A 24,168-nucleotide genomic window follows, 5' to 3' on the forward strand; every position below is an offset into this window, starting at 1 on the left:
CCATGCGAGAGTAGGGAACTGCCAGGCATCAAATAAAGTGAAAAAGCCCATCCTGCCGGATGGGCTTTTTTGCGTCTGTGTGCCGTGAAATCCGCCGGCTGCGGCGCAGCGCGTGCCATCGGGTGAAAAGCGAATCACGACACCGCTGCTATCGTCTTATCCACTGCATAACAAAGTCAGCAACTTGTTGTATATCATTGATATCTAACAGTGGAACATCCACAGCAAGCGGAACATCACTGGCAACTGCGATAACATATTCATCCAGTGCCAATTCTTCAGCACTATGACCGCAACCGTCGCGAAAAAGCAGGATTTTGGCGACAGGTTCATGCTTAAAGCCCTCAACCAGCACCATATCTAACGTTGAAACGTCCATCCGGCTTACCAGATACGCTAAATCCAGTTCGGGTTCTTCCGGTGTTTCTACCATTAACGCCCAACGTTGTTGGCTGGCGACTAGCGTTTGTGCTGCCCCGGCTTTACGTAGCTCATAGCTATCTTTGCCGGGCTTGTCGACATCCATATTGTGATGCGTATGTTTAATCAATCCGGGACGAATACCTCTGGCACGTAGCTCCGGAATCAATTTTTTGAGCAGAGTAGTTTTTCCCGTGCCGCTCCATGCTGCAATGGCGAGTAAAGGGATCATGATTTGTCCTGCCATTTTGCGAGTTCTTCGGGGGTGTTCACGTTCACGAACGCATCTTTGTGGTCGCTGAAGTCGACGGAGTGGCCGCCAGCCTGGCGCATAAAGACCATAACGCGTCTTTCACCGGACTGAAGATAATCCTGCAGCAAGGGCTGCATGGAGCGGTGCATCAGCGCAATGGCCGGATGATCTCTTTCTCCATCATGTACCCAGACAACCGGCGCAGCTTTACGCTGCTCCTTCAAACGTGTAACCAGATCATGAGGAATATAGGGCATATCGCACGGACAGAATAGAAACCAGTCTCCCGCTTGCTGCAGGAATACTGACAGCATCCCGGCCAGTGGGCCAGGGAAATCGGCCAATGAGTCGGGGATCACTTTCAGGCCGCTTCGCTGGTAAATCTCCCGGTGGCGATTGGCATTAACCACCACGGTTTCGACCTGCAAAGCGAGGGTATCTGCCACATGTCGCCAAAGAGGTTTACCGTCAAGCTCAAGCAGACCTTTATCGGTTCCACCCATCCGTCTGGCCTTACCACCTGCCAGCACAACCCCTGTTATTGCACTATCCAGAATCACTGATATCGCCTCTTTTAATGTGGGATTGACCCTGCTAACGTATCCGTATTGAGCCTAAGGAGCACAACCATGAAATGTAAACGTCTGAATGAAGTTATTGAACTCCTCCAGCCAGCCTGGCAGAAAGAACCCGATCTTAACCTGATGCAATTTTTACAGAAACTGGCGCAAGAGTCAGGTTTTGACGGCGAACTGGCGGATTTAACTGATGACATTCTGATCTATCATCTGAAAATGCGTGACTCAGCGAAAGACGCTGTCATCCCAGGTATTCAGAAAGATTATGAAGAAGATTTCAAAACCGCACTACTCCGCGCACGTGGCGTAATTAAAGAGTAAAAGCTTGTAATCGCCGCCACCGAAAGCCCTGCGAAATGATATCCTGAATTATTCGTAGTATTTTCGGATGATGGGATGAACGACAACGCTTTTAATTTCCAGACGCTACACCCGGATACCATCATGGATGCACTGTTTGAGCAGGGGATCCGGGTGGATTCCGGGCTTACCCCGCTTAACAGCTATGAAAACCGTGTCTATCAATTCCAGGATGAAGATCGTCGACGCTTTGTCGTTAAATTTTATCGCCCTGAACGCTGGTCTGTCGATCAGATCCAGGAAGAACACCAGTTTGCTCTGGAACTGGTGAGCGATGAAGTCCCGGTAGCTGCGCCGCTGGTACTAAACGGCCAAACGCTGCTAAGTCATCAAGGTTTTCATTATGCGATCTTCCCCAGCGTTGGTGGACGCCAGTTTGAGGCCGACAACATCGATCAGATGGAGGCTGTGGGTCGCTATCTGGGGCGTATGCATCAGACCGGCTGCAAGCGTACCTTTGCCTTTCGCCCAACGATTGGCCTTGAAGAGTATCTGACTGAGCCGCGTAACGTTTTTGAACACGCACCGCTGATTCCATCAGGGCAAAAAGCAGCCTTCCTGAAGGCAACGGATGCGCTGATCGCGCTCGTTACCGATCGCTGGCATACGCGTTTTAACACATTACGCCTGCACGGTGATTGCCATGCCGGTAATATTTTGTGGCGCGATGGCCCGATGTTTGTCGATTTAGATGATGCCCGTAATGGCCCGGCAGTTCAGGATTTATGGATGCTTCTCAATGGCGATAAAGCTGAACAACGCATGCAGCTTGAAACCATTATTGAAGCTTATGAAGAGTTTAGTGAGTTCGACACCTCTGAAATCGGACTGATAGAACCTTTACGCGCTATGCGTTTAGTTTATTATCTTGCCTGGCTAATTCGACGTTGGGCTGACCCTGCGTTTCCAAAAAACTTCCCGTGGTTAACCGGGGAAGATTACTGGCATCGTCAGACCGCGACCTTTATTGAGCAGGCAAAAATTCTGCACGAGCCCCCCTTACAATTAACGCCAATGTATTAATCGGAGAAACGTGAACATGAAAAAAATATGGCTGGCGCTGGCTGGTATGGTTTTAGCTTTTAGCGCATCTGCAGCGCAATTCCAGGATGGCAAACAATACATCACCCTGGAGAAGCCTGTTGCGGGTGAACCGCAAGTGTTGGAGTTTTTCTCCTTCTACTGCCCGCACTGCTACCAGTTTGAAGAAGTGCTTCACGTGTCTGATAACGTGAAGAAAAAGCTGCCGGAAGGCACCAAGATGACCAAATACCACGTCGAATTCCTGGGACCTTTGGGTAAAGATCTGACGCAGGCATGGGCGGTTGCTATGGCGCTGGGTGTTGAAGATCAGGTTACTGTTCCGCTGTTTGAAGGGGTTCAGAAAACTCAGACCGTTCAGTCTGTTGCTGATATCCGCAAAGTGTTTGTCGACGCAGGTATTAAAGGCGAAGACTATGATGCGGCATGGAACAGCTTCGTGGTGAAATCACTCGTGGCGCAGCAGGAAAAAGCGGCGGCTGATTTGCAGCTGCAGGGTGTTCCGGCGATGTTTGTGAATGGCAAATATCAGGTTAACCCGCAGGGTATGGATACCAGCAGCATGGATATCTTTGTACAACAGTATGCGGATACCGTGAAGTATCTGGTAGGCCAGAAGTAAAAGAAAAGCCGGTCACTGACCGGCTTTTTTATTTGAGGCTTTAATTGCGTCGAGCTGCGCGTCTTTCTCACTCCACAGCGTATTCAGCCATAGCTGAAACTGACGCTTGAAGCCCTTATCGTTCACGTAATCACCGTGCAACTCTTCATGGACTGGCTCCAGATCCACCCTCACGACGATACGCGTTAACTTACCGCTCAGCATATCGTAGAACGGTCTGCTGTTGTTTTCCGGATAGCACAACGTGACGTTTAACATTTTATCGAACTGTGACCCCAGGACGTTCAATGCCATCGCAATACCGGCCGCCTTGGGGGGAAGCAGGTTTTGATAGGGGGAACGGGTTTGCTCGCGTTTTTCTTTGGTAAACCGTGAACCCTCAACAAAATTCACAATGGTTGTCGGATGCGCACGAAATTTCTCGCAGGAACGACGCGTTGTTTCGACATCTTTACCGCGCCGTTCCGGATGGCGGAGCAGGTAGCCACGCGAATAGCGTTTCATAAACGGCATATCCAGCGCCCAGCAGGCCAGGCCAATAAAGGGTACCCAGGCCAGCTGTTGCTTGAGGAAATATTTATTCATCGGGATGTGTTTACGGAACAGAACGCAAAGCACAACGATATCGGCCCAACTGTAATGGTTACAAATGAGCAGATACCAGTTTTTCTTACTAAGACCTTCCAGCCCTTCGACATCCCACTTCAAACGTGGATTGAGGTGCAGCAGTAGCGCCAGACCCTCACACCAGCAGTACATCATGAAATTACAGAACACGGAAACCTTGCGCCAGACGACAGGAACGGGCAAAAGGAGTTTCACAACTCCGGCAAGGATGATCGGCACAGAACAAAAAATCGTGACCAATATGGTCAATACGATACTCAGTAACAGCGTTATCGCAGCGAGTATTCTCGTCATAATTAAATTATTCAAAAGGTTAGCCATAGACATTGCGCTAAAGAGGCGCAAGGGGCTGATTTTATCAGAAAACGGACCAAATGATGGTTCTTCCCTGAATAGAAAAAACAGGAATATCTATCCACATCAGGATATGAGCTGTGAAAATGGAATAAAATGCTGTGCATTTATTTAATTCATTGAAATACATATAAAAATAATATGAGGCAATAATTGCCTTGTTATATTTAAAGAGCTGAAAATTATTTATTCACAAAGTTATCCACAGTCGTGTTTGCGAGCAAAGCAGAAGATCTGCAAAAGATTTTCGACAAATGCGGCGAAAAACTCATGTTTTCATCCTGTCTGTGGCATCCTTTACCCATAATCTGATAAACAGGCACGGACATTATGGTTCAGATCCCAGAAAACCCACTTATCCTTGTAGATGGCTCATCTTACCTGTATCGCGCATACCACGCATTTCCGCCGCTGACTAACAGCGCAGGAGAACCTACTGGTGCGATGTACGGTGTCCTTAACATGCTGCGTAGCTTGATTTTGCAATATCAGCCAACTCACGCAGCGGTGGTATTCGACGCCAAGGGTAAAACCTTCCGTGATGAGTTATTCGAACACTACAAGTCGCACCGCCCCCCCATGCCGGACGATCTGCGTGCGCAGATTGAACCTCTGCATGCGATGGTGAAAGCGATGGGGCTGCCACTGCTGGCCGTTTCTGGCGTGGAGGCGGACGATGTCATCGGTACGCTGGCGCGGGAAGCGGAGAAGCTGGGTCGTCCGGTGCTGATTAGCACTGGTGATAAAGATATGGCTCAACTGGTGACACCGAATATCACCCTGATCAACACCATGACCAATACGATCCTCGGTCCGGATGAAGTGGTGAATAAATACGGCGTCCCACCAGAACTGATCATCGATTTCCTGGCGCTGATGGGGGACTCCTCAGATAACATTCCGGGTGTTCCTGGCGTGGGTGAAAAAACTGCGCAGGCGCTACTGCAGGGGCTGGGTGGGCTGGATACTCTCTATGCTGAATCAGACAAAATTGCGGGGCTGACATTCCGTGGTGCAAAAACCATGGCGGGCAAGCTTGAGCAGAATAAAGAGGTGGCGTACCTCTCATATCAATTGGCTACCATTAAAACGGATGTTGAGCTTGAGTTGACCTGCGAGCAGTTGGAAGTCCGTCAGCCGGTAGCAGAAGAACTGCTTGGTCTGTTTAAACAGTATGAATTCAAACGTTGGGTTAGCGACGTTGAAGCGGGTAAATGGCTACAGGCGAAGGGAACAAAACCGGCGGCAAAATCACAGGAAACCATCGTTGTCGATGAAAAAACTGAGCAACCTGCCACGGTGCTTTCCTACGACAACTATGTGACAATTCTGGACGAAACAACGCTGGAAGCGTGGATTGCAAAGCTGAAGAAAGCGCCCGTCTTCGCCTTTGATACTGAAACTGACAGCCTGGACAACATCTCCGCTAATCTGGTTGGCTTGTCTTTTGCCATTGAACCGGGTGTGGCTGCATATGTTCCTGTTGCCCATGATTATCTGGATGCCCCCGATCAGATCTCTCGCGACCGCGCGCTGGCGCGCCTGAAGCCGCTGCTGGAAGATGAGAACGCGCATAAAGTTGGACAAAACCTGAAGTACGATCGTGGTATCTTGGCCAATTATGGCATCGAGCTTCGCGGCATCACCTTTGACACCATGCTCGAATCCTACATTCTTAACAGCGTCGCTGGCCGACACGATATGGACAGCCTGTCGGACCGTTGGCTGAAACATAAAACCATCACCTTTGAAGAGATCGCCGGAAAGGGCAAAAACCAGCTGACCTTTAACCAGATAGCGCTGGAAGAAGCCGGTCGTTATGCTGCGGAAGATGCCGACGTTACACTACAGTTGCATCTGAAGATGTGGCCAGAATTGCAGCAGCATAAAGGGCCGCTGAACGTCTTTGAAAATATCGATATGCCGCTGGTTCCGGTTTTGTCTCGCGTTGAGCGCAACGGTGTGAAAATCGATCCGGCTGTTCTGCACAAGCATTCAGAAGAGCTGACGCTGCGTTTGAATGAGCTGGAGCAAAAAGCACATGAGATCGCTGGAGAAGTCTTTAACCTTTCCTCCACCAAGCAACTGCAAACTATCTTGTTTGAAAAGCAAGGTATTAAGCCGCTGAAGAAAACGCCGGGCGGCGCGCCATCAACGTCGGAAGAAGTACTGGAAGAGCTCGCGCTGGATTACCCGTTGCCCAAAGTGATCCTGGAATATCGTGGTTTAGCAAAACTGAAGTCGACCTATACGGACAAGCTTCCGTTGATGATAAACAAGAAAACCGGGCGTGTGCACACTTCCTATCATCAGGCGGTTACCGCAACGGGTCGCCTGTCTTCAACGGATCCGAACCTGCAAAATATCCCGGTACGTAATGAGGAAGGTCGTCGTATTCGTCAGGCGTTCATTGCGCCAGAAGACTATGTGATTGTCTCTGCGGACTACTCACAGATTGAACTGCGCATCATGGCGCATCTCTCGCGTGATAAAGGTCTGCTTACCGCGTTTGCCGAAGGGAAAGATATTCACCGTGCAACGGCGGCGGAAGTCTTTGGCTTACCGCTGGATTCTGTGACCGGTGAACAACGCCGCAGCGCGAAAGCCATCAACTTCGGTCTGATCTACGGAATGAGCGCCTTTGGTCTGGCGCGCCAGTTGAATATTCCACGTAAAGAAGCGCAGAAGTATATGGACCTCTACTTCGAGCGCTACCCTGGTGTGCTGGAATATATGGAACGTACGCGGGCGCAGGCGAAAGAACAAGGTTATGTCGAAACCCTGGAAGGGCGTCGCCTCTATTTACCGGATATTAAATCCAGTAATGGTGCTCGTCGCGCGGGTGCAGAACGCGCGGCAATTAACGCCCCGATGCAGGGTACTGCCGCAGACATTATAAAACGAGCCATGATTGCGGTAGACGGATGGCTGCAAACCGAGCAACCGCGTGTGCGTATGATCATGCAGGTACACGATGAACTGGTGTTTGAAGTGCATAAAGATGACCTTGAAAGCGTCTCTAAAAAGATCCACCAACTGATGGAAAACGAGACCCAGATTGACGTGCCGTTGCTGGTGGAAGTCGGCAGTGGCGAAAACTGGGATCAGGCGCACTAAGGGTTTACTGAATAACGGCTCTTTTTCGTAACTAAGCAACATAAGATAGAACTTTTTGTGATGTCCATTAGAATTCCCTATGTAAGGAATGAAAAAAAATTACAAAAAGTGCTTTCTGCGCTGCTCAAAAAAGAGTAAAGTTATTCACGTAGGGTACAGAGGTAAGATGTTCTATCTTTCAGACCTTTTACTTCACGTAATCGGATTTGGCTGAATATTTTAGCCGCCCCAGTCAGTAATGACTGGGGCGTTTTTTATTGTGCGAAAGAAGGTTTCGTACATACTGTAGGCCGGATAAGACGCGTAGTGGCGCCATCCGGCAATACGGTGGGTTATTCCCCGTCCTGCATCTCTTCAATCGGTGCCAGTTCACTAAACCAGCTATCCAGCTTCTGCCGCAGTTTGTCCACCCCCAGCTTTTTCAGTGATGAAAATGCTTCTACCTGCACATCACCGTTAAATGCCAGTACGGCTTCACGTACCATATTCAACTGCGCTTTGCGTGCGCCGCTGGCCAGTTTGTCTGCTTTAGTCAGCAGCACCAAAACCTGAACGTTACTCTCAACCGCCCACAGGATCATCTGCTGATCGAGATCTTTTAGCGGGTGGCGAATATCCATCAGTACCACCAGACCTTGCAGGCTCTGACGTTTTTCCAGATATTCAGCCAGCGCGCGCTGCCATTTGCGTTTCATCTCTTCCGGCACTTCGGCATAGCCGTAACCTGGCAAATCGACCAGGCGTTTGCCGTCAACAACTTCAAACAGGTTGATAAGCTGGGTACGACCCGGCGTTTTAGATGTACGCGCCAGACCTTTTTGATTCGTCAGGGTATTTAGCGCACTGGATTTGCCTGCGTTGGAACGGCCAGCAAAAGCCACTTCTATTCCGGTGTCGGAAGGTAAGTGGCGAATATCAGGCGCACTCATCACAAAATGCGTCTGTTGATAATTCAAGTTAGTCAAAGCAGTCCTCTCCATCAATCAGGGCTTTGCAGCGATTATACCTGAACCCCAGCAAAAGGCTGGTTTTTCGACGTGCGGGCTGTGTAAGTAAAAACCTCGCACTTTGTGAGACATTGCAGATAGTTTCTATACGAGATGGCACGTCGTACATTGGACTCATTCAAATAAATCATGCAATTACGAACGGGTTAAATTCTGAAAAGTTGAAATTGTTACCCAGGTTACTTGTACGATTAAGCTAAAAAGGTAAAGTAGTATCCATAGCGAGGAAGCTGACAGGATAGACGACTCAGGATGAGGGTCAGGAGCGCCAGGAGGCGAAGACACAGGATTGTCAGGAAGACAAACGTCCGGAGACGTTGATAAAAGGAAATGGAAACAACACGGAATGTTTCAGGCTAAGGGAAAAACAGGGTGTGTTGATAGCCAACAGGGATAGTAGAGCCCGTAAGGGTTGAGAGTCAGGATAAAAGGCGACAGATTACTCTGTCGCCTTTTTTCTTTATTTCTGCTAGATTCCGGCGCAATTATATACTGAATAAAAACAGCCAAAGACGAATCATGATGAAACCAACTTCTACACCACGCGGTAAAGGTCCTGCAAAAGCGCGTCGTAAAACACGCGAAGAAATTAATCAGGAAGCTCGCGACCGTAAGCGTCAGAAAAAACACCGTGGTCATGCGGCAGGTAGCCGTGCGTCCGGTAGTGAAGGCGCATCTGGTGGCGGAAACCAAAATAAGCAAAAAGATCCTCGTACTGGCAGCAAAAAACCCATTCCATTGGGCGTGACCGAAAAAGTCACCAAACAGCACAAACCGAAGAGTGAGAAACCTATGCTTTCACCACAGGCTGAGTTGGATTTACTGGAAACGGATGAGCGCCTTGATGCGCTGCTGGAGCGTCTTGAAGCAGGAGAAACCCTGAGCGCGGAAGATCAAACCTGGGTTGATGCCAAGCTGGACCGCATCGATGAGCTGATGCAAAAGCTGGGGCTTTCTTACGATGACGAGGAAGAAGAGGAAGAGGAAGAAAAGCAGGAAGACATGATGCGCCTGTTGAAAGGCGGCAACTAACGGTTTTACACCGTGGGTCTTCCCGTCCTGCTTATAACCCTTCCGGTTATATGTTATCTGGTGTGGTTATTCGTTAAACTACAGCGGTTGTCGCGGCGACAGAAGTGGCTGCGCAACCGGCTCATCACCCGCACAGGGGTTAAGCCGGTACGCCGTACCCGCCAGAGACGCCATCGGAAGGAGTGAGCATGTCAGAGCAGCTAATAGACTGGGACCTGGCCCTGATCCAGAAATATAACTATTCCGGGCCACGATATACCTCGTACCCGACCGCGCTGGAGTTTTCTGAAGACTACGGCACAGAAGCATTTCTAAAGGCCGTGGCGCGTTATCCTGAGCGTCCGCTCTCGCTGTACGTTCACATCCCGTTCTGCCACAAACTGTGCTACTTCTGTGGCTGCAACAAGATTGTGACTCGCCAGCAGCATAAAGCCGATCAATACCTCGATGCCCTGGAACAAGAAATCATTCATCGCGCTCCGCTGTTCGCCGGACGCCATGTCAGCCAGTTGCATTGGGGCGGCGGTACGCCAACGTACCTGAACAAAGCACAAATCAGCCGTTTGATGTCGTTACTGCGTGGTAACTTCAACTTTAACAATGACGCTGAAATCTCGATCGAAGTTGATCCGCGCGAAATTGAGTTGGATGTCCTTGATCATTTACGTGCTGAAGGTTTTAACCGTCTGAGCATGGGGGTACAGGATTTCAACAAAGAAGTTCAGCGCCTGGTGAACCGTGAGCAGGATGAGGAGTTTATCTTTGCGCTGCTGAATCATGCGCGGGAGATTGGCTTTACCTCAACAAATATTGATCTGATTTATGGCCTGCCAAAACAGACGCCGGAAAGCTTTGCCTTCACCCTGAAACGCGTGTCTGAGCTGAATCCAGACCGTCTGAGCGTCTTTAACTACGCGCACCTGCCAACGCTGTTTGCTGCTCAACGCAAGATTAAAGATGCTGACCTGCCCAGCGCGCAGCAGAAGCTGGATATTCTGCAGGAGACCATCTCTTCACTGACCGAAGCCGGCTATCAGTTCATTGGCATGGATCACTTTGCCCGCCCGGACGATGAACTGGCCATTGCTCAACGCAAAGGCGTGTTGCATCGTAATTTCCAGGGTTATACCACCCAGGGCGATACTGATTTACTGGGGATGGGTGTATCGGCTATCAGCATGATTGGCGACAACTACGCGCAGAACCAGAAAGAGCTGAAGCACTATTACCAGCAGGTCGACGAGCAGGGGAACGCGCTGTGGCGTGGAATTACGCTGACCCGCGACGACTGCATTCGTCGGGATGTGATTAAGCTTTTGATCTGCAACTTCCGCCTCGACTATGCCGCTGTGGAACAGCAATGGGATCTGAACTTCGCTGACTATTTTGCCGAAGACCTGAAACTGCTGGCACCACTGGCGAAAGATGGGCTGGTGGATGTGGATGAGAAGGGGATTCAGGTTACGTCGAAGGGGCGCCTGTTGATCCGTAATATTTGCATGTGCTTTGATGCTTATCTGCGTCAGAAAGCGCGGATGCAGCAGTTCTCACGGGTGATTTAACGTTTTGCCCGGTAGCGCCAGCGCCACCGGGCAAACTGCTTAGCTGAACAGCCCTACCAGCGCCGCACACAGCACTGCGGCAACCGCAGTTTGTGGCGTATGGCTTTCGACCGCACCGCTCGACAGCAGATTAATCATTGATTCCAGCATGATGACTTCCCCCGTTTGCCGGGCACGATCATACTTAACTCATCGGAACAGTAAAGCGCAAAATAGCAGCAATTTGCGCTCAATTATCAATCTTTACACAGTGACAAATCGTCACTCCATTCCGAGTTCTTTTAACTTACGTGTCAAGGTATTGCGGCCCCAGCCAAGCAGGCGTGCGGCTTCCTGTTTGTGCCCTTGGGTATGACGTAGCGCGGTGGTCAACAGCGTGCGCTCCATTTCCGGTTGAGCCTCAGAAAGCAGGTTTTGATGACCGGAACGCAAGGCCCGGTCTGCCCACTGTGCCAACAGGGTTGCCCAGCTGTCTGGCTGCATATGGGACGGTGCGTCAGGCACGGTGGTTTCAAACAGCTCGGCCGGTAAGTCCTGAATCAGCACCTCCTGTCCGGCGGCCATGACGGTTAACCAGCGGCAGGTGTTCTCAAGCTGACGCACGTTACCCGGCCAGGCCAGACGGGTCAGCGCCGCCTCGGTCTCCGGGTGTAATTGTTTGGCTTCAACGCCCAGTTCGCGCGCGGCCTCCTGCAGGAAATGACGCGCCAGACGTGGGATATCTTCCCGACGTTCACGCAGCGGCGGCAAATGTACGCGGATGACGTTCAGACGATGGAATAAGTCTTCGCGAAATTTGCCTTCCTGTACGCGCAGTTCCAGATTCTGGTGTGTGGCGGCGATAATACGTACGTCCACCTTCACGGGCGCATAGCCGCCAACGCGATAAAATTGGCCGTCGGCTAATACGCGCAGTAAACGCGTTTGCACGTCCAGCGGCATATCACCTATTTCATCGAGAAATAGCGTACCGCCGTCAGCCTGTTCAAAGCGTCCCTGGCGAATCGTATTCGCCCCGGTAAACGCCCCTTTTTCATGGCCAAACAGCTCAGACTCGATCAAATCTTTCGGAATAGCCGCCATGTTCAGCGCGATAAATGGCGCTTTGACGCGCGGGCTATGACGATGCAACGCATGGGCGACCAGCTCTTTACCGGTCCCGGACTCTCCGTTAATCAATACGCTGATTGACGACCGGGACAGTCGGCCAATTATGCGAAAGACATCCTGCATTGCCGGGGCTTCGCCGATGATGTCAGTTGTTGGGCCGTTGATCTGAACATTGCGCGGCTGCTGCTGTTCCTGATAATGGCTGATGGCACGTTCGACAAGCGCTACGGCTTCATCGATATCAAAAGGTTTGGGCAGATAATCAAACGCCCCTTGTTGGTAGGCGCTGACTGCAGCATCCAGATCGGAGTGTGCGGTCATTATGATGACCGGAAGCATCGGATGCCGCGCTTTGATCTGTTTTAACAGCGTCAGACCGTCCATGCCCGGCATGCGAATATCCGACAACAGTACGTCAGGCGTTTTGCTGGCCAGCGCGTCCAGCACCTCTTTACCGCTTTCAAATGTTGTGCAGCTTAGTCCTGCCCCTGCGAGCGCACGTTCAAGCACCCAACGGATGGAACTATCGTCATCAACTACCCAGACTATTCCTCGTTGCATAAACGTCACCTTTATTTCCTGATAGGCAGGTAAACCGAGAATTCGGTATGACCCGGCCAGCTGGTAAATTCAATTTTGCCGGAATGTTGATCAATCAAATTACGGGCAATGGATAATCCAAGGCCGGTACCGCCTTCGCGACCGCTGACCATTGGGTAGAACAGCGTGTCCTGCAAATGCGAGGGAATACCCGGACCGTTATCCTCAACATCAATCCGTGCTGCCAGGCGATAACGTACGCCGTGCAGCGTGAGCTGAAACGCGGTGCGGGTACGCAGAATGATCTCACCGCCTTCCGGTCCCAGCGCCTGCAAAGCATTGCGCACGATGTTTAACAGAACCTGCTCGATCTGATCCGGGTCGTGCAGTAATTCGGGCAGACTCGGGTCGTAATCACGAATCAGCGTGACGTTTTCCGGGAGCTCCATTGAGACCAGCGCCACTACGCGCTCCGCCACCTTGTGAATACTTTCCGTGACGTGCATACCCGGCTGTTGTGGTCCCAGCAGACGGTCGACCAGATTACGCAGGCGGTCGGCCTGCTCAATAATGACTTTGGTATATTCGGTCAGCGCCGGGTCCGGAAGCGCTTTGCTGAGCAGCTGCGCCGCGCCGCGTAATCCACCCAACGGGTTCTTGATTTCGTGCGCCAAACCGCGCACCAGATCGCGGGCGGCAATCTGCTGGGCGTGCTGGAGCTGCTCCTGGCTCAGACGACGCTGGTTATCCATTGGCGCCATCTCCAGCAGGATAAGGCCATCAGGCAGCCTCTGAGCAGTCACTGAGAGGATATGGGAGTGGCTGTCTATCACCAGCGTCACTTCGTTATCCGTAAAGCCCTGGCCCGCTTCCAGGCTCTCTCGCATCAGTCCGATGTTTAAGGAGAAATAACTCAACAGATCGGGAAGCGGGGTACCAAACAGTTTGCGGGAGCTTTGGGCGAGCAGCTGTTGTGCCGCAGGGTTGGCGTAATGTACCGCCAGCTCATCGTCGACGAGTAAAATGCTGTTGATTAAAGAATTGAGGATCTGCCCAGCATCGGGCAGCGTGCCGGTTGCCATTCAGCAGTCTCCTGAAAAGTGTTGCACCAATTTAGTGCATTATAGCTTTTTACGCATAAAAAGCGCGAGAAAGCAGGTTGTTAGTGGAGAAAAAAGCCCATCGTGTGATGGGCTAAAAGTTCCACGGCAACTCAATTCCAGGTTATCGCGCCAGCGCGTGACGCGACCTTATCTGGAAAGTACAACTCAAACGATTAAACGCTGTAGTACAGCTCAAACTCTACCGGGTGCGGAGTCATACGCACACGGTCATCTTCTTCGCGACGCAGCGTAATGTATGCATCGATCGCTTCATTGGTGAACACGCCGCCTGCAGTCAGGAACTCACGGTCCAGATCCAGTTCTTTCAGTGCTTCTTCCAGAGAACCAGCAACCTGTGGGATCTCTTTCGCTTCTTCCGGCGGCAGGTCATACAGGTTTTTGTCCATGGCTTCGCCCGGGTGGATCTTGTTCTTGATACCGTCAAGACCGGCCATCAGCAGTGCTGCGAAGCACAGGTACGGGTTAGCAGCCGGGTCCGGGAAACGCACTTCAATACGACGCGCTTTCGGAGAAGCAACAACCGGAATACGGATAGAAGCAGAACGGTTACGGGCAGAGTAAGCCAGCATTACCGGCGCTTCGTAGCCAGGGACCAGACGCTTATAGGAGTTCGTGGTCGGGTTAGCCAGGGCGTTGATCGCTTTAGCGTGTTTGATTACGCCGCCGATGTAGAACAGCGCCTGCTCAGACAGACCCGCATATTTGTCGCCAGAGAACAGGTTTACGCCGTTCTTTGACAGGGACATGTGGCAGTGCATACCGGAACCGTTATCACCGAACATCGGTTTTGGCATAAAGGTCGCGGTTTTACCGAAACGGTGCGCAACGTTGTGCACAACGTATTTGTAGATCTGAATTTCGTCCGCTTTTTTGGTCATGGTGTTAAAGCGGGTCGCGATTTCGTTCTGGCCAGCAGTCGCCACTTCGTGGTGATGTGCTTCAACAACCAGGCCCATCTCTTCCATGATCAGACACATGGTAGAACGGATGTCCTGAGAAGAATCTACCGGAGGAACCGGGAAGTAACCGCCTTTCACGCCAGGGCGGTGACCTTTGTTACCACCTTCGTATTTGGTGGAAGAGTTCCATGCGCCTTCGATGTCATCGATAGCCACGTGAGAACCGGAGATAGATGCGCCGAAGCGGATGTCGTCAAACAGGAAGAACTCTGGCTCTGGCCCGAACAGAACGGTGTCTGCGATGCCGGTAGAACGCAGATACTCTTCAGCGCGTTTTGCGATGGAGCGCGGGTCGCGGTCATAGCCCTGCAGCGTACCGGGTTCCAGGATATCGCAACGGATGATCAGAGTAGACTCTTCATAGAACGGGTCGATGAGTGCAGTAGATGCATCTGGCATCAGAACCATGTCTGATTCGTTAATGCCTTTCCAGCCACCGATTGAGGAGCCGTCAAACATTTTGCCTTCTTCAAAGAATTCGGCATTTACCTGATGAGCAGGAATAGTGACGTGCTGTTCTTTACCTTTAGTATCAGTGAAGCGCAAATCAACAAACTTCACTTCGTGTTCGTTCAGCATCGTCAAAACGTGTTCAGCGGACATACTTACTCTCCCGGATTGGTCATGGTCGTCGTGGTAACGAAGTCTTCAATTCTGCAAAAAATTGGCCGTGTCGCCGTAAAAAATATAAAGCGAAATCTGTGCCAACTTTTAAATTGCCCCTAAAAGGCGTTATCATGCGCACTATCGTGTAAAGGGGCTGCACCATGAAGGTTGTATTGCACCATTATAGTGCTTTAATGTGAACATTAAGCACCATATTGGTGCAAAGCATGTCAGATTACCCCTTTTAACGCTCCGTGAATGTGATCACAAAGAAACTCTGCAATACTTGTTTGCGGAGGATGTTTGTGATCCTGTTTTGTACTGCGATTAATCCGTGTACAATAACGCGCTATTTCTAAAATGCCTGAGGCAAAGTTGTGATCGAAAATTTGCGTAACATCGCCATCATCGCGCACGTAGACCATGGTAAAACGACCCTGGTAGACAAGCTGCTCCAACAATCCGGTACGTTCGATGCACGTGCTGAAACCCAAGAGCGCGTGATGGACTCCAACGATTTGGAGAAAGAGCGTGGGATTACCATCCTCGCTAAAAACACCGCTATCAAATGGAATGACTACCGTATCAACATCGTTGATACCCCGGGGCACGCCGACTTCGGTGGTGAAGTTGAACGTGTAATGTCCATGGTCGACTCCGTGCTGCTGGTGGTGGATGCAATGGATGGTCCGATGCCGCAGACGCGCTTCGTGACCAAAAAAGCCTTTGCCCATGGCCTGAAGCCAATTGTTGTTATCAACAAAGTTGACCGTCCTGGCGCGCGTCCTGACTGGGTTGTTGACCAGGTATTCGACCTGTTCGTTAACCTCGACGCTACCGACGAGCAGCTGGACTTCCCGATCGTTTACGCTTCCGCGCTGAACGGTATCGCAGGTCTGGATCACGAAGATATGGCTGAAGACATGACTCCGCTGTATCAGACCATCGTTGATCGTGTACCGGCTCCGAACGTAGACCTTGATGGCCCGCTGCAGATGCAAATCTCTCAGCTGGACTACAACAACTACGTTGGCGTAATCGGCATTGGCCGCATTAAACGCGGTAAAGTTAAACCGAACCAGCAGATCACTATCATTGATAGCGAAGGCAAAACCCGTAACGGTAAAGTCGGTAAAGTCCTGACTCATCTGGGTCTGGAACGTATCGAGAGTGATATTGCCGAAGCCGGTGATATCATCGCGATCACCGGTCTGGGCGAACTGAATATCTCCGACACCATCTGCGATCCGCAGAACGTCGAAGCGCTGCCGGCTCTGTCCGTTGATGAACCGACCGTAACCATGTTCTTCTGCGTAAACACCTCTCCGTTCTGTGGTAAAGAAGGTAAATATGTTACCTCTCGTCAGATCCTTGACCGCCTGAACAAAGAGCTGGTGCACAACGTTGCGCTGCGCGTTGAAGAAACCGAAGATGCGGATGCGTTCCGCGTATCCGGTCGTGGTGAGCTGCACCTGTCTGTTCTGATTGAAAACATGCGTCGTGAAGGTTTCGAAATGGCGGTTTCCCGTCCGAAAGTAATCTTCCGCGAAATCGATGGCCGTAAACAAGAGCCGTTCGAAAACGTAACGCTGGACGTCGAAGAGCAGCATCAGGGTTCTGTGATGCAGGCTCTGGGTGAGCGTAAAGGCGACCTGAAAAACATGAATCCAGATGGCAAAGGCCGCGTACGTCTTGACTACGTGATCCCAAGCCGTGGTCTGATCGGTTTCCGTTCAGAATTCATGACCATGACTTCCGGTACCGGTCTGCTGTACTCTACCTTCAGCCACTACGACGATGTTCGTGCGGGTGATGTGGGTCAGCGTCAGAACGGCGTACTGATCTCCAATGGCCAGGGTAAAGCAGTTGCGTTCGCACTGTTCAGCCTACAGGACCGCGGTAAGCTGTTCCTGGGTCACGGTGCTGAAGTTTACGAAGGCCAGATCATCGGTATTCACAGCCGCTCTAACGACCTGACTGTAAACTGCCTGACCGGTAAGAAACTGACCAACATGCGCGCGTCCGGTACTGACGAAGCAACGGTTCTGGTTCCGCCGGTTAAGATGACTCTGGAGCAGGCTCTGGAATTCATCGATGACGACGAACTGGTAGAAGTTACCCCAACCTCTATCCGTATCCGTAAGCGTCACCTGACTGAAAACGATCGTCGCCGTGCAATGCGTGGCGCGAAAGAAGAGTAATTAACGCTCTTTCTCAGGTAAGCATAAAAAAGCCGCTGATTATCAGCGGCTTTTTTTATCATCAGCAGTATCAGAAGAAATACTTTGCCCCAACACGAATCTGGTTTTGTTCGCGATGATAGGGTTCAACATTGCGATCTAACCAGCGTAATTCCAGGTAGGGCAACCAGTGTTCATTGATCCGATACTTAAAGGTATTGGTAATTTCCCAATGATGATCTTTTCCGTTGCTGCTATTGAAGTCATTGACTCGCATAAAGTAGTGAGGTTCAAAGGTATAGGAGAATTTATCGGTAATGGTAAAGTTCCAGTAGTTACCTATTTCATAGGTATCATTATTATCCAGGTCACCGTTCAGGTCGGTTGAACTGTAGTTATTATGGTTATATCGATTACGCACGGTAAGATTAAACCATGGTGTAAATTTATAGTTAACATCCAGATAAACAGCACCGCCAGAACCAATACTCTTATCGTTTATTAATCCGCCAGGTTGGATTGTCAATTTATCTGTCGGTTTAAATAACGGATACCAGCCCTCTATTTCGTTATAGCCGTGTTTTAACTCATCCTTGCGTTGCATGGTGTAGGTGTTGGTGAGCATGATACCCGCGCCCATATCGGAGTTATAGCCGACGCGCATCATGACCTCTATTTGATCGGACGCCAGGTTATATGCTTCGCGGTTTTCTACATAGGCGCCAGCAAAAGCAGAGGTTGATACCACAGAGGATAAGAGAATTATTGTCGTTAATTTTTTCATGATAAATCCATTTTTTAAGCGTAGGAAGGCCGCCATCCCTTGAGATGGAATAAGCGGCTGTTATTTTTATACGTTTACAGCAGAGGTATTTTTCTTATTGGTAACAGAGTCTGGTTGGGTATTATTTTTCTTCCGTTGGCTGATTTCCTCAATAATAAAAGCAAAACGTGTTTCATTGAGCTTATAAAAGAAGCCCATTGTAAGTGCTGCAATAATCGCAAGTCCGCAGGGCCAGAGAAAAATAAGTTGACGCAAACCGAGCAGGGTAGCATCGCTCTGGGTTATGTTGGGGATATAACCGATTTGTGTCAGCATAATCCCAGGCAGGAAGCCTGCGAGCGCCGCGGAAATCTTGCGAGAAAAGGTATAACCCGTATATACCGAGCCTTCCGCACGGATCCCCGTCTTCCATTCACCATAATCGACCGTATCCGGAACCAGCGCCCAGTTCAGGCTGTTAACAAAAGCGGTTCCGAAGAAGGCCATGCAAGAAAACATCACAAATAAAAATGACGTGCTACCCCAGAAAAAGTTCAGCACATCGCCGATTGCCCATAGCGCCAGACCGCCGAGGTAAACCTGTTTTTTACCGAAGCGTTTTACAGCAGTGGGAACCAGCAGTACCCCAACCAGAATGCATCCCATGCTGAAGAAACCCATCCACGACAGCAGATGTATATCGTTGAGCACGTACTGGGTGTAATACACCTGAATCGCCAGCTTAATATTGAATGCCGCCAGCGTGCACAAGTTGGCAACACATAGCACCAATAGTGGAGGGTTACGGAAAATGGCGCAGAACGATTTGAGAATACTGGGTTTATGGTGATCCGGCACGATTTCGATATAACGTTCCTTCACACCGCTAAAGCACCACCACATGCTGAACAACCCACAGACGGAGAAGATCAATGCGGCAATCAGATAACCCAGCGAAGGCGAACTGACAAATAGCGCCTGAATCGGCATAAAGCCAACGGTACACAGTAACAGGCCTACGGTAGCGCCGCCCTGACGCCAGGCGGCGAGCTGAGCGCGTTCATGTGGATTTTTAGTAATTGCAGGCACCATCGCACCGTAGGAACAGTTCATCAGGCTATAGAACAGGCCGAACAGCATGAACAACACCGTTGCCAGCCCTGTTTTCACCGTTAGCGTAAAGCCTGTCGCTAAAAATTGCGCGCTGGCGACGACGGCGACAGGAAATGACGCATATAAAATAAAGGGTCTGAATTTCCCTTTTGCGCCAATATTACGCCTTGAGTCCAGCAACACGCCGGTCAGAATATCGGTGAAGGCGGTGAAGAACTTCGCCACCAAAAAGATAATCCCACCGTACCAGGCCGGCATCCCTAGTTCATCGGTATAAAATTTAAGCAGATACAGCGTGCCGATACACAGCATCAAATTTGAGCCGAAGTCACCCACACCGTAGGCGAATTTTTCACGCAGGCTCAGTTTTAGCGTTAGCGGATCATGAAAAGACATAATCGCTCCTCAATAGCGCTCCGTAGAGCGCTATTCATTATTATTATCAAACGGTTTGTTTACGCGCTTCTATCTCTTCAACGATGCGGACATACATCTTCTCGTTAAGGTTGTAGAAACAGCCCATAGCTACAATGGTGATCACCGCCAACGCACAGGGATAAATAAAGATCAGCTGACGCAACCCTTCGACCGTACTGGCAGATTGCACCACGTTGGGGACGTAGCCGATTTGCGTCAGCATCCAGCCGGGGAAGAATCCTGCCAGCGCTTGTGACACTTTACGAAAGAAGGTGAAGCCGGTGTATACCGTACCTTCCGAACGTACGCCGGTACGCCATTCGCCATATTCCACCGTGTCGGAGACCAGCGCCCAGTTCAGGCTGTTGACGAATGCCGAGCCGAAGAATGCCAGACAGGAGAAGGCGACAAAGCTGACTGAGCCGCCGCCAAAGAAGTAGTTAAGCAGATCGCCCGCGACCCAGATCAGCAAACCGCCGATGTAGACCTTTTTCTTGCCGAAACGTCTGACCATTCCCGGCATCAAGAAGACACCGATGAAGATACAGCCCATGCTGAAAAAGCCCATCCACGAAAGGAGGATCGGGTCGTTCAGTACGTACTGGGTGTAATAGACCTGAATCGCCAGCTTGACGTTAAACGCGCCAAGTGTGCAAAGGTTGGCAACGCACAGAATAAACAGCGGGCGGTTACCTGCGATGGCGCGGAAGGATTGCAGCAATCCCGGTTTTTGCGCGGCATCAACGGGTTTCACTTCCACATAGCGTTCTTTTACCCCGGCATAGCACAACCACATAAACAGCAAGCCGAACAGAGAGAACAAGGTGGCGGCGAAGATATAGCCCAACTGTGAGTTGCCTTCGATCAGGTTCATTACTGGCACAAAACCGACGGTGCACAGCAGCAGGCCAAGAGTAGCTCCGCCCTGTCGCCAGGCTGCCAGCGAGGCGCGTTCGTCAGGGTTTTTGGTAATCGCGGGGACCATCGCACCGTAAGAGCAGTTCATCATACTGAAGAACAGTCCGTACAGCATAAACAGTACCGTTGCCATCACCGTTTTACCGGTGACTTCAAATGGTGTACCGACAAAGTTCGCAATCGCCAGCAGCGTCACTGGAAATGCGGCATACAGAACGAACGGGCGGAATTTGCCTTTCGGGCCGATTTTGCGGCGCGAGTCGAGCATAATCCCAGTCCCCATATCGGTAAACGCGGTAAAAAACTTGGCGATAAGGAAAATGATACCGCCATAAGTTCCAGGTAAACCAAGAACATCGGTATAAAACTTGAGTAAATAGAGCGTACCTATGTCCAGCAGGATATTGGAACCTAAATCACCCATCCCATAGGCGAGTTTTTCTTTGAACGGCAAGCGTAGGGTTGCCGGATTAGAAGAAGTCTGACTCATTATTATTCTCCATGTGCCCGTGAGTCTCCCCACGGGCGAGCCGTATTAGATGTTGCGTAAAGTGGCAAACAGTGACGTCCATTCACTCTTCGCGCGATAAAACACCGGAGGCTTGCCAATAGGCGCATCCACGGTAATTTCACCGCCCTGGTAAGTTTCCCCGGTCCAGACATTTACCCAGCTATCCTCAGGTAGATACAGAGTCCAGTCAGTCCTGCCTTGTTCGTGAACCGGTGCAACCAGCAGATCTTGTCCCAGCAGGTACTGATATTTAAGGGTATAGGTCCGCGCATCGTCTTCGTAATGCAGGAACAGCGGGCGCATCACCGGCAGACCGGTAGCGCTGTTTTGCGCGACGGCCTGTTTCAGATACGGTTTCAGGGTGGTAAAGACAGTGGTCATTCGGGCAAAGTGGGCGATAGTTTCAGCATCACCATCAAACTGCCAGTTATCGCCAGGACGGTTACCTTCGTGGGTACGCATCATCGGCGTGAAGGCGCTGAAATCACACCAGCGCAGCAGCAGTTCTTTGCTGCGCTTCATGTCAAACAGGGTGGTGTAGCCGCCGATATCGCTGTGGTGCAGACCGTGACCGGTCATCGCCAGCGACAGCGCCGCAGGCACGACGGAAGCCAGACCGTCGTCAAGGCTCCAGTCCACGTTCTGATCGCCTGCCCACATCATGGTGGAGTACTTCTGGCTGCCGGTGTAGCCCGCACGCATAAAGAACAGGATCTCGCCGAGTTTGCCGGTCTCCTGTAGCGCTTCGTAGTTACATTTCGCCCACAGTGCGGGCCAGGCGTTGTGCATGATCTCGGCGCTGACACCGTTGTGCAGATACGTATCGGTTGGCAGGTATTCGCCAAAATCTGCCATCCAGCCGCCGCAGCCCAGTTCGATCATGTTTTTCTTGATGACCTCTTTGAACCAGTCGTAGGCTTCGGGGTTGGTCAGATCGACCACGCCGCCGTAAAACTCGCCAAACTCTACGAGGTAATCGCCGCCGGATGCATCTTTCGCCAGGTAACCGTGTTTGGCCGCTTCAGCACAGAGATCTTTATCGCTGGCAACATACGGGTTGATGTAGGAGAGAAACTGCACGCCTTCTTCTTTCCACTGCTTAATACGGCTATCCAACTGCGGATAATTGTCGCTGTTCCACTTCCAGTTCCACATCACGCGCTTGCCAAAGGAGGTCATGCGGATCCCGGACCAGTCCTGCGCCCAGATGCCGTTTACTTTCACGCCTGCGTTACGCATGGTGTCCAGTTTGTTTTGGCAAACCTCAGTACCGCCCTGAATACCGAGCGTGACGCCATCGTAAATCCAGTCGGGCAGTTCCGGCTGACGACCCAGCAGCGCGGTCAGTTTTTCCAGCAGGGAGATGTAGGTATCAGCGCACTCAAAACGCAGGGTGGTTTTGTCCTCCCACAGCGCCAGTTCGTGATACTCCGGCGCGCTGAAGTCGAAATTCATATAGCAGCTGTTATCAACGTGGCAGTAGTACTTCTGCGTGCTGACGAAGGTTGGCTGCGGGAAGAAGGTCCAGTAGTAGTCTCCGCCAGCATTTTCTTTGCAGTCAGCTTGCCAGGTGACATAGCTGTTTTTGTTACGGCCCACGCCCTGTTCGCTGGTCCACAGCGGGAATGGTTTTCCGCGCAAATCGAAGTAAGAGAACTGTTCGCCGCAGCCGTAAATATGATCGTCAGGGTTGGCGACCAGATGCAGCCAGATGCGGTTATGGTTGAGATCATCGTTGTGCAGATCCAGCTTCAGGCGGCCCTGTTCATCGGTAGAGATGTGTAGCGTGGCGTTGATGGTGTCACCGCGGCTGAAATGTACCCGCCAGCCGTCTGGCGACTCGCTTACCGTGGCGCCAGTCAGGGCAATCTTCTCATTGAGCTTGTCTTTAATGCTGAAGTTGCCGCGAAACATGTCAATATCGGCAACGCCAGCGCCGATCCACAGGCAGGGGGTTTCTGTGCTGTGACGTATAATCAGGCGCTGGTGGTACGTTAAAGCAAATCCATCAGGTAATGATGTGAGTTCTAAGGCGGTTGACCGTTGTTGTAGCGAATTCATTGTCGTCTCCGTAAAAATAGGGTAATTCGGTAATTTGTCGGAAATCTGTTATTCACTGCCGATTAAAAAATGCATCTGATGTTGTTCTCCGGGCGCGAGATGAATCAGGCTTATTCCGGAGTTAAAGGCGTCGGGCGGGCAGGTCATCGGTTCAACCGCCAGGCCGCGCCTTGCCAATTTTTCGCCGGTATACACTTGCAACCAGGGCTGGTGGCTACGTAAAAAAGTTGACATGTTTTGCGATGGGCAGGTCATCCTGACTTCCCACTCAGCGTCAGGTGGCAGAGTCCGGAACGTATGATCGATAGCGGTCTGCGCAATGCGTTGCGGCGTGGTGAAATATCGTTCATCACACGTTTCTTCACTCACCGGGAGTGTTAATTCACAGTCATCAATGGGTTGCAGATTACAGGTCAAATAGGGATGTGCTCCCGCGCCGTACGGCGCGATTTCGTCACCCACATTCTGTGTGTGGATAAAAACGTGCAATCCACAGTCTGCCTCCAGTCGGTAAATCACCTCTGAAACCAGCGCAAAGGGATAACCATAAGAAGGCGGCAGAAAAATCGTCAGCGACACTTCCGATGCCGACTGCTGGTTAATCTGCCAGTCCCGCCAGGCCAGTAATCCATGAATGGCGGTATGCATAACAGGATCGTTAACGGCAAGTTGGTAATCCTTGCCGTTATAGTGATAGCTGCCGTCTACAACGCGGTTTGGCCAGGGGATTAACACCTTCCCCAAGTGTGCCAGCGGCATTTCTTCCGGTTTGTGGGGAATAACGATATGACGCCCACGGTGCGTCAATTCCGCTAGCCCAGCGCCAACCGTGACGATTTTTGCCTGGTAGTGTCCGGCCTGAAGATGAATGGTTTTTCCACCGCTATGCATGG

22 protein-coding genes and 1 pseudogene are annotated in these 24,168 nt (G+C 51.0%); 10 read left to right on the forward strand and 13 right to left on the reverse strand.

Features of this window, described 5'->3' with window-relative positions; translation table 11 throughout:
- Positions 1 to 148: 148 nt before the first annotated feature.
- Entirely contained in the window at positions 149 to 652 is a 504-nt protein-coding gene (mobB, locus tag OGY15_RS23565) for a molybdopterin-guanine dinucleotide biosynthesis protein MobB (protein WP_187260245.1), read from the reverse strand.
- Positions 649 to 1,233 carry a molybdenum cofactor guanylyltransferase MobA gene (gene mobA, locus OGY15_RS23570; protein WP_151218401.1) on the reverse strand — a complete coding sequence of 195 codons (585 nt, stop codon included), beginning with the start codon at positions 1,231 to 1,233 and terminating at the stop codon, positions 649 to 651. Before mobA ends, mobB begins: the two co-directional genes overlap by 4 nt.
- 69 nt (positions 1,234 to 1,302) lie before the next feature.
- Here mobA and OGY15_RS23575 point away from each other — a divergent pair, with 69 nt between their 5' ends.
- The 3 genes from OGY15_RS23575 (at position 1,303) to dsbA (ending at position 3,274) form a co-directional block, all read left to right on the forward strand.
- Positions 1,303 to 1,572, forward strand: a complete 270-nt coding sequence (locus OGY15_RS23575; RefSeq protein WP_003028616.1) for a YihD family protein — start codon at positions 1,303 to 1,305, stop codon at positions 1,570 to 1,572.
- 75 nt (positions 1,573 to 1,647) lie between these two features.
- Positions 1,648 to 2,634, forward strand: coding sequence for a serine/threonine protein kinase (locus OGY15_RS23580; RefSeq protein ID WP_151218402.1), 987 nt, complete (start codon positions 1,648 to 1,650; stop codon positions 2,632 to 2,634).
- Positions 2,635 to 2,650: 16 nt separating this feature from the next.
- Positions 2,651 to 3,274 (forward strand): thiol:disulfide interchange protein DsbA, encoded by a 624-nt coding sequence (gene dsbA / locus OGY15_RS23585; protein ID WP_003028621.1) that lies wholly within the window; start codon positions 2,651 to 2,653, stop codon positions 3,272 to 3,274.
- 12 nt (positions 3,275 to 3,286) lie between these two features.
- Here dsbA and yihG read toward each other — a convergent pair whose 3' ends face one another.
- Entirely contained in the window at positions 3,287 to 4,150 is an 864-nt protein-coding gene (gene yihG, locus OGY15_RS23590; RefSeq protein WP_410743684.1) for a 1-acylglycerol-3-phosphate O-acyltransferase, YihG family, read from the reverse strand.
- Between yihG and OGY15_RS24895 the strand changes: the two genes are divergently transcribed.
- The 3 genes from OGY15_RS24895 to spfP all read left to right on the forward strand — a co-directional run bounded on the left by OGY15_RS24895 (position 4,035) and on the right by spfP (position 7,586).
- A complete protein-coding gene (locus tag OGY15_RS24895) occupies positions 4,035 to 4,370 on the forward strand; it encodes a hypothetical protein (protein ID WP_502872346.1) in 336 nt (111 codons plus the stop codon). The two genes, yihG and OGY15_RS24895, sit on opposite strands and share 116 nt — an antisense overlap.
- 215 nt (positions 4,371 to 4,585) lie before the next feature.
- Positions 4,586 to 7,372 carry a DNA polymerase I gene (gene polA, locus OGY15_RS23595; RefSeq protein ID WP_210905519.1) on the forward strand — a complete coding sequence of 929 codons (2,787 nt, stop codon included), beginning with the start codon at positions 4,586 to 4,588 and terminating at the stop codon, positions 7,370 to 7,372.
- A 166-nt stretch (positions 7,373 to 7,538) separates the two neighbouring features.
- The gene (spfP, locus tag OGY15_RS24900; protein ID WP_071892919.1) at positions 7,539 to 7,586 is read left to right on the forward strand and encodes a small protein SpfP; all 48 of its coding nucleotides are present in this window, start codon (positions 7,539 to 7,541) and stop codon (positions 7,584 to 7,586) included.
- Positions 7,587 to 7,704: 118 nt separating this feature from the next.
- Here the strand turns inward: spfP and yihA are convergent, their stop codons facing one another.
- Positions 7,705 to 8,337 carry a ribosome biogenesis GTP-binding protein YihA/YsxC gene (gene yihA / locus OGY15_RS23600; RefSeq protein ID WP_003840416.1) on the reverse strand — a complete coding sequence of 211 codons (633 nt, stop codon included), beginning with the start codon at positions 8,335 to 8,337 and terminating at the stop codon, positions 7,705 to 7,707.
- A gap of 260 nt (positions 8,338 to 8,597) precedes the next feature.
- On the opposite strand from yihA, the pseudogene OGY15_RS23605 reads away from it, so the two are divergent.
- The 3 genes and pseudogenes from OGY15_RS23605 (at position 8,598) to hemN (ending at position 10,973) form a co-directional block, all read left to right on the forward strand.
- Positions 8,598 to 8,795: pseudogene (locus OGY15_RS23605) on the forward strand (hypothetical protein).
- 106 nt (positions 8,796 to 8,901) lie between these two features.
- A complete protein-coding gene (gene yihI, locus OGY15_RS23610; protein WP_247605078.1) occupies positions 8,902 to 9,411 on the forward strand; it encodes a Der GTPase-activating protein YihI in 510 nt (169 codons plus the stop codon).
- 188 nt (positions 9,412 to 9,599) lie between these two features.
- Entirely contained in the window at positions 9,600 to 10,973 is a 1,374-nt protein-coding gene (gene hemN, locus OGY15_RS23615) for an oxygen-independent coproporphyrinogen III oxidase (protein WP_278238602.1), read from the forward strand.
- 39 nt (positions 10,974 to 11,012) lie between these two features.
- Here hemN and OGY15_RS23620 read toward each other — a convergent pair whose 3' ends face one another.
- The 4 genes from OGY15_RS23620 to glnA form a co-directional block, all read right to left on the reverse strand.
- A complete protein-coding gene (locus OGY15_RS23620; protein ID WP_003028631.1) occupies positions 11,013 to 11,123 on the reverse strand; it encodes a YshB family small membrane protein in 111 nt (36 codons plus the stop codon).
- A 111-nt stretch (positions 11,124 to 11,234) separates the two neighbouring features.
- The gene (gene glnG / locus OGY15_RS23625) at positions 11,235 to 12,644 is read right to left on the reverse strand and encodes a nitrogen regulation protein NR(I) (protein ID WP_151224146.1); all 1,410 of its coding nucleotides are present in this window, start codon (positions 12,642 to 12,644) and stop codon (positions 11,235 to 11,237) included.
- A gap of 11 nt (positions 12,645 to 12,655) precedes the next feature.
- Positions 12,656 to 13,705 (reverse strand): nitrogen regulation protein NR(II), encoded by a 1,050-nt coding sequence (gene glnL / locus OGY15_RS23630; protein ID WP_005121842.1) that lies wholly within the window; start codon positions 13,703 to 13,705, stop codon positions 12,656 to 12,658.
- 194 nt (positions 13,706 to 13,899) lie between these two features.
- Complete coding sequence (gene glnA / locus OGY15_RS23635) at positions 13,900 to 15,309, reverse strand: glutamate--ammonia ligase (RefSeq protein WP_003028638.1); 1,410 nt, start codon at positions 15,307 to 15,309, stop codon at positions 13,900 to 13,902.
- A 380-nt stretch (positions 15,310 to 15,689) separates the two neighbouring features.
- Here glnA and typA point away from each other — a divergent pair, with 380 nt between their 5' ends.
- Positions 15,690 to 17,513: a ribosome-dependent GTPase TypA gene (gene typA / locus OGY15_RS23640; protein WP_003028641.1), complete on the forward strand. Its 1,824-nt coding sequence runs from the start codon at positions 15,690 to 15,692 to the stop codon at positions 17,511 to 17,513.
- Between the two features lie 70 nt (positions 17,514 to 17,583).
- Here typA and ompL read toward each other — a convergent pair whose 3' ends face one another.
- From ompL to OGY15_RS23665, 5 genes are all read right to left on the reverse strand, one after another.
- On the reverse strand, positions 17,584 to 18,276 hold the full coding sequence (gene ompL, locus OGY15_RS23645; protein WP_151218407.1) for a porin OmpL: 693 nt from the start codon (positions 18,274 to 18,276) through the stop codon (positions 17,584 to 17,586).
- 66 nt (positions 18,277 to 18,342) lie between these two features.
- Positions 18,343 to 19,764 carry an MFS transporter gene (locus OGY15_RS23650; protein WP_286541349.1) on the reverse strand — a complete coding sequence of 474 codons (1,422 nt, stop codon included), beginning with the start codon at positions 19,762 to 19,764 and terminating at the stop codon, positions 18,343 to 18,345.
- Between the two features lie 46 nt (positions 19,765 to 19,810).
- Complete coding sequence (locus OGY15_RS23655; RefSeq protein ID WP_003028647.1) at positions 19,811 to 21,193, reverse strand: MFS transporter; 1,383 nt, start codon at positions 21,191 to 21,193, stop codon at positions 19,811 to 19,813.
- Positions 21,194 to 21,238: 45 nt separating this feature from the next.
- Positions 21,239 to 23,275 (reverse strand): alpha-glucosidase, encoded by a 2,037-nt coding sequence (locus tag OGY15_RS23660; RefSeq protein ID WP_286541352.1) that lies wholly within the window; start codon positions 23,273 to 23,275, stop codon positions 21,239 to 21,241.
- 48 nt (positions 23,276 to 23,323) lie between these two features.
- Positions 23,324 to 24,166 carry an aldose-1-epimerase gene (locus OGY15_RS23665; RefSeq protein ID WP_187260238.1) on the reverse strand — a complete coding sequence of 281 codons (843 nt, stop codon included), beginning with the start codon at positions 24,164 to 24,166 and terminating at the stop codon, positions 23,324 to 23,326.
- Positions 24,167 to 24,168: the final 2 nt, after the last annotated feature.

This window comes from Citrobacter sp. Cu231, from assembly GCF_030332265.1.
Classification (GTDB): Bacteria; Pseudomonadota; Gammaproteobacteria; order Enterobacterales; family Enterobacteriaceae; genus Citrobacter; species Citrobacter meridianamericanus.

Coding starts and splice junctions, on each gene's coding strand:
- mobB (WP_187260245.1), bottom strand. CDS start 652: ATGATCCCTTTACTCGCCATTGCAGCATGGAGCGGCACGGGAAAAACT.
- OGY15_RS23575 (WP_003028616.1), top strand. CDS start 1,303: ATGAAATGTAAACGTCTGAATGAAGTTATTGAACTCCTCCAGCCAGCC.
- OGY15_RS23580 (WP_151218402.1), top strand. CDS start 1,648: ATGAACGACAACGCTTTTAATTTCCAGACGCTACACCCGGATACCATC.
- dsbA (WP_003028621.1), top strand. CDS start 2,651: ATGAAAAAAATATGGCTGGCGCTGGCTGGTATGGTTTTAGCTTTTAGC.
- OGY15_RS24895 (WP_502872346.1), top strand. CDS start 4,035: ATGAAATTACAGAACACGGAAACCTTGCGCCAGACGACAGGAACGGGC.
- polA (WP_210905519.1), top strand. CDS start 4,586: ATGGTTCAGATCCCAGAAAACCCACTTATCCTTGTAGATGGCTCATCT.
- yihI (WP_247605078.1), top strand. CDS start 8,902: ATGAAACCAACTTCTACACCACGCGGTAAAGGTCCTGCAAAAGCGCGT.
- hemN (WP_278238602.1), top strand. CDS start 9,600: ATGTCAGAGCAGCTAATAGACTGGGACCTGGCCCTGATCCAGAAATAT.
- OGY15_RS23620 (WP_003028631.1), bottom strand. CDS start 11,123: ATGCTGGAATCAATGATTAATCTGCTGTCGAGCGGTGCGGTCGAAAGC.
- glnG (WP_151224146.1), bottom strand. CDS start 12,644: ATGCAACGAGGAATAGTCTGGGTAGTTGATGACGATAGTTCCATCCGT.
- glnL (WP_005121842.1), bottom strand. CDS start 13,705: ATGGCAACCGGCACGCTGCCCGATGCTGGGCAGATCCTCAATTCTTTA.
- glnA (WP_003028638.1), bottom strand. CDS start 15,309: ATGTCCGCTGAACACGTTTTGACGATGCTGAACGAACACGAAGTGAAG.
- ompL (WP_151218407.1), bottom strand. CDS start 18,276: ATGAAAAAATTAACGACAATAATTCTCTTATCCTCTGTGGTATCAACC.
- OGY15_RS23650 (WP_286541349.1), bottom strand. CDS start 19,764: ATGTCTTTTCATGATCCGCTAACGCTAAAACTGAGCCTGCGTGAAAAA.
- OGY15_RS23655 (WP_003028647.1), bottom strand. CDS start 21,193: ATGAGTCAGACTTCTTCTAATCCGGCAACCCTACGCTTGCCGTTCAAA.
- OGY15_RS23660 (WP_286541352.1), bottom strand. CDS start 23,275: ATGAATTCGCTACAACAACGGTCAACCGCCTTAGAACTCACATCATTA.
- OGY15_RS23665 (WP_187260238.1), bottom strand. CDS start 24,166: ATGCATAGCGGTGGAAAAACCATTCATCTTCAGGCCGGACACTACCAG.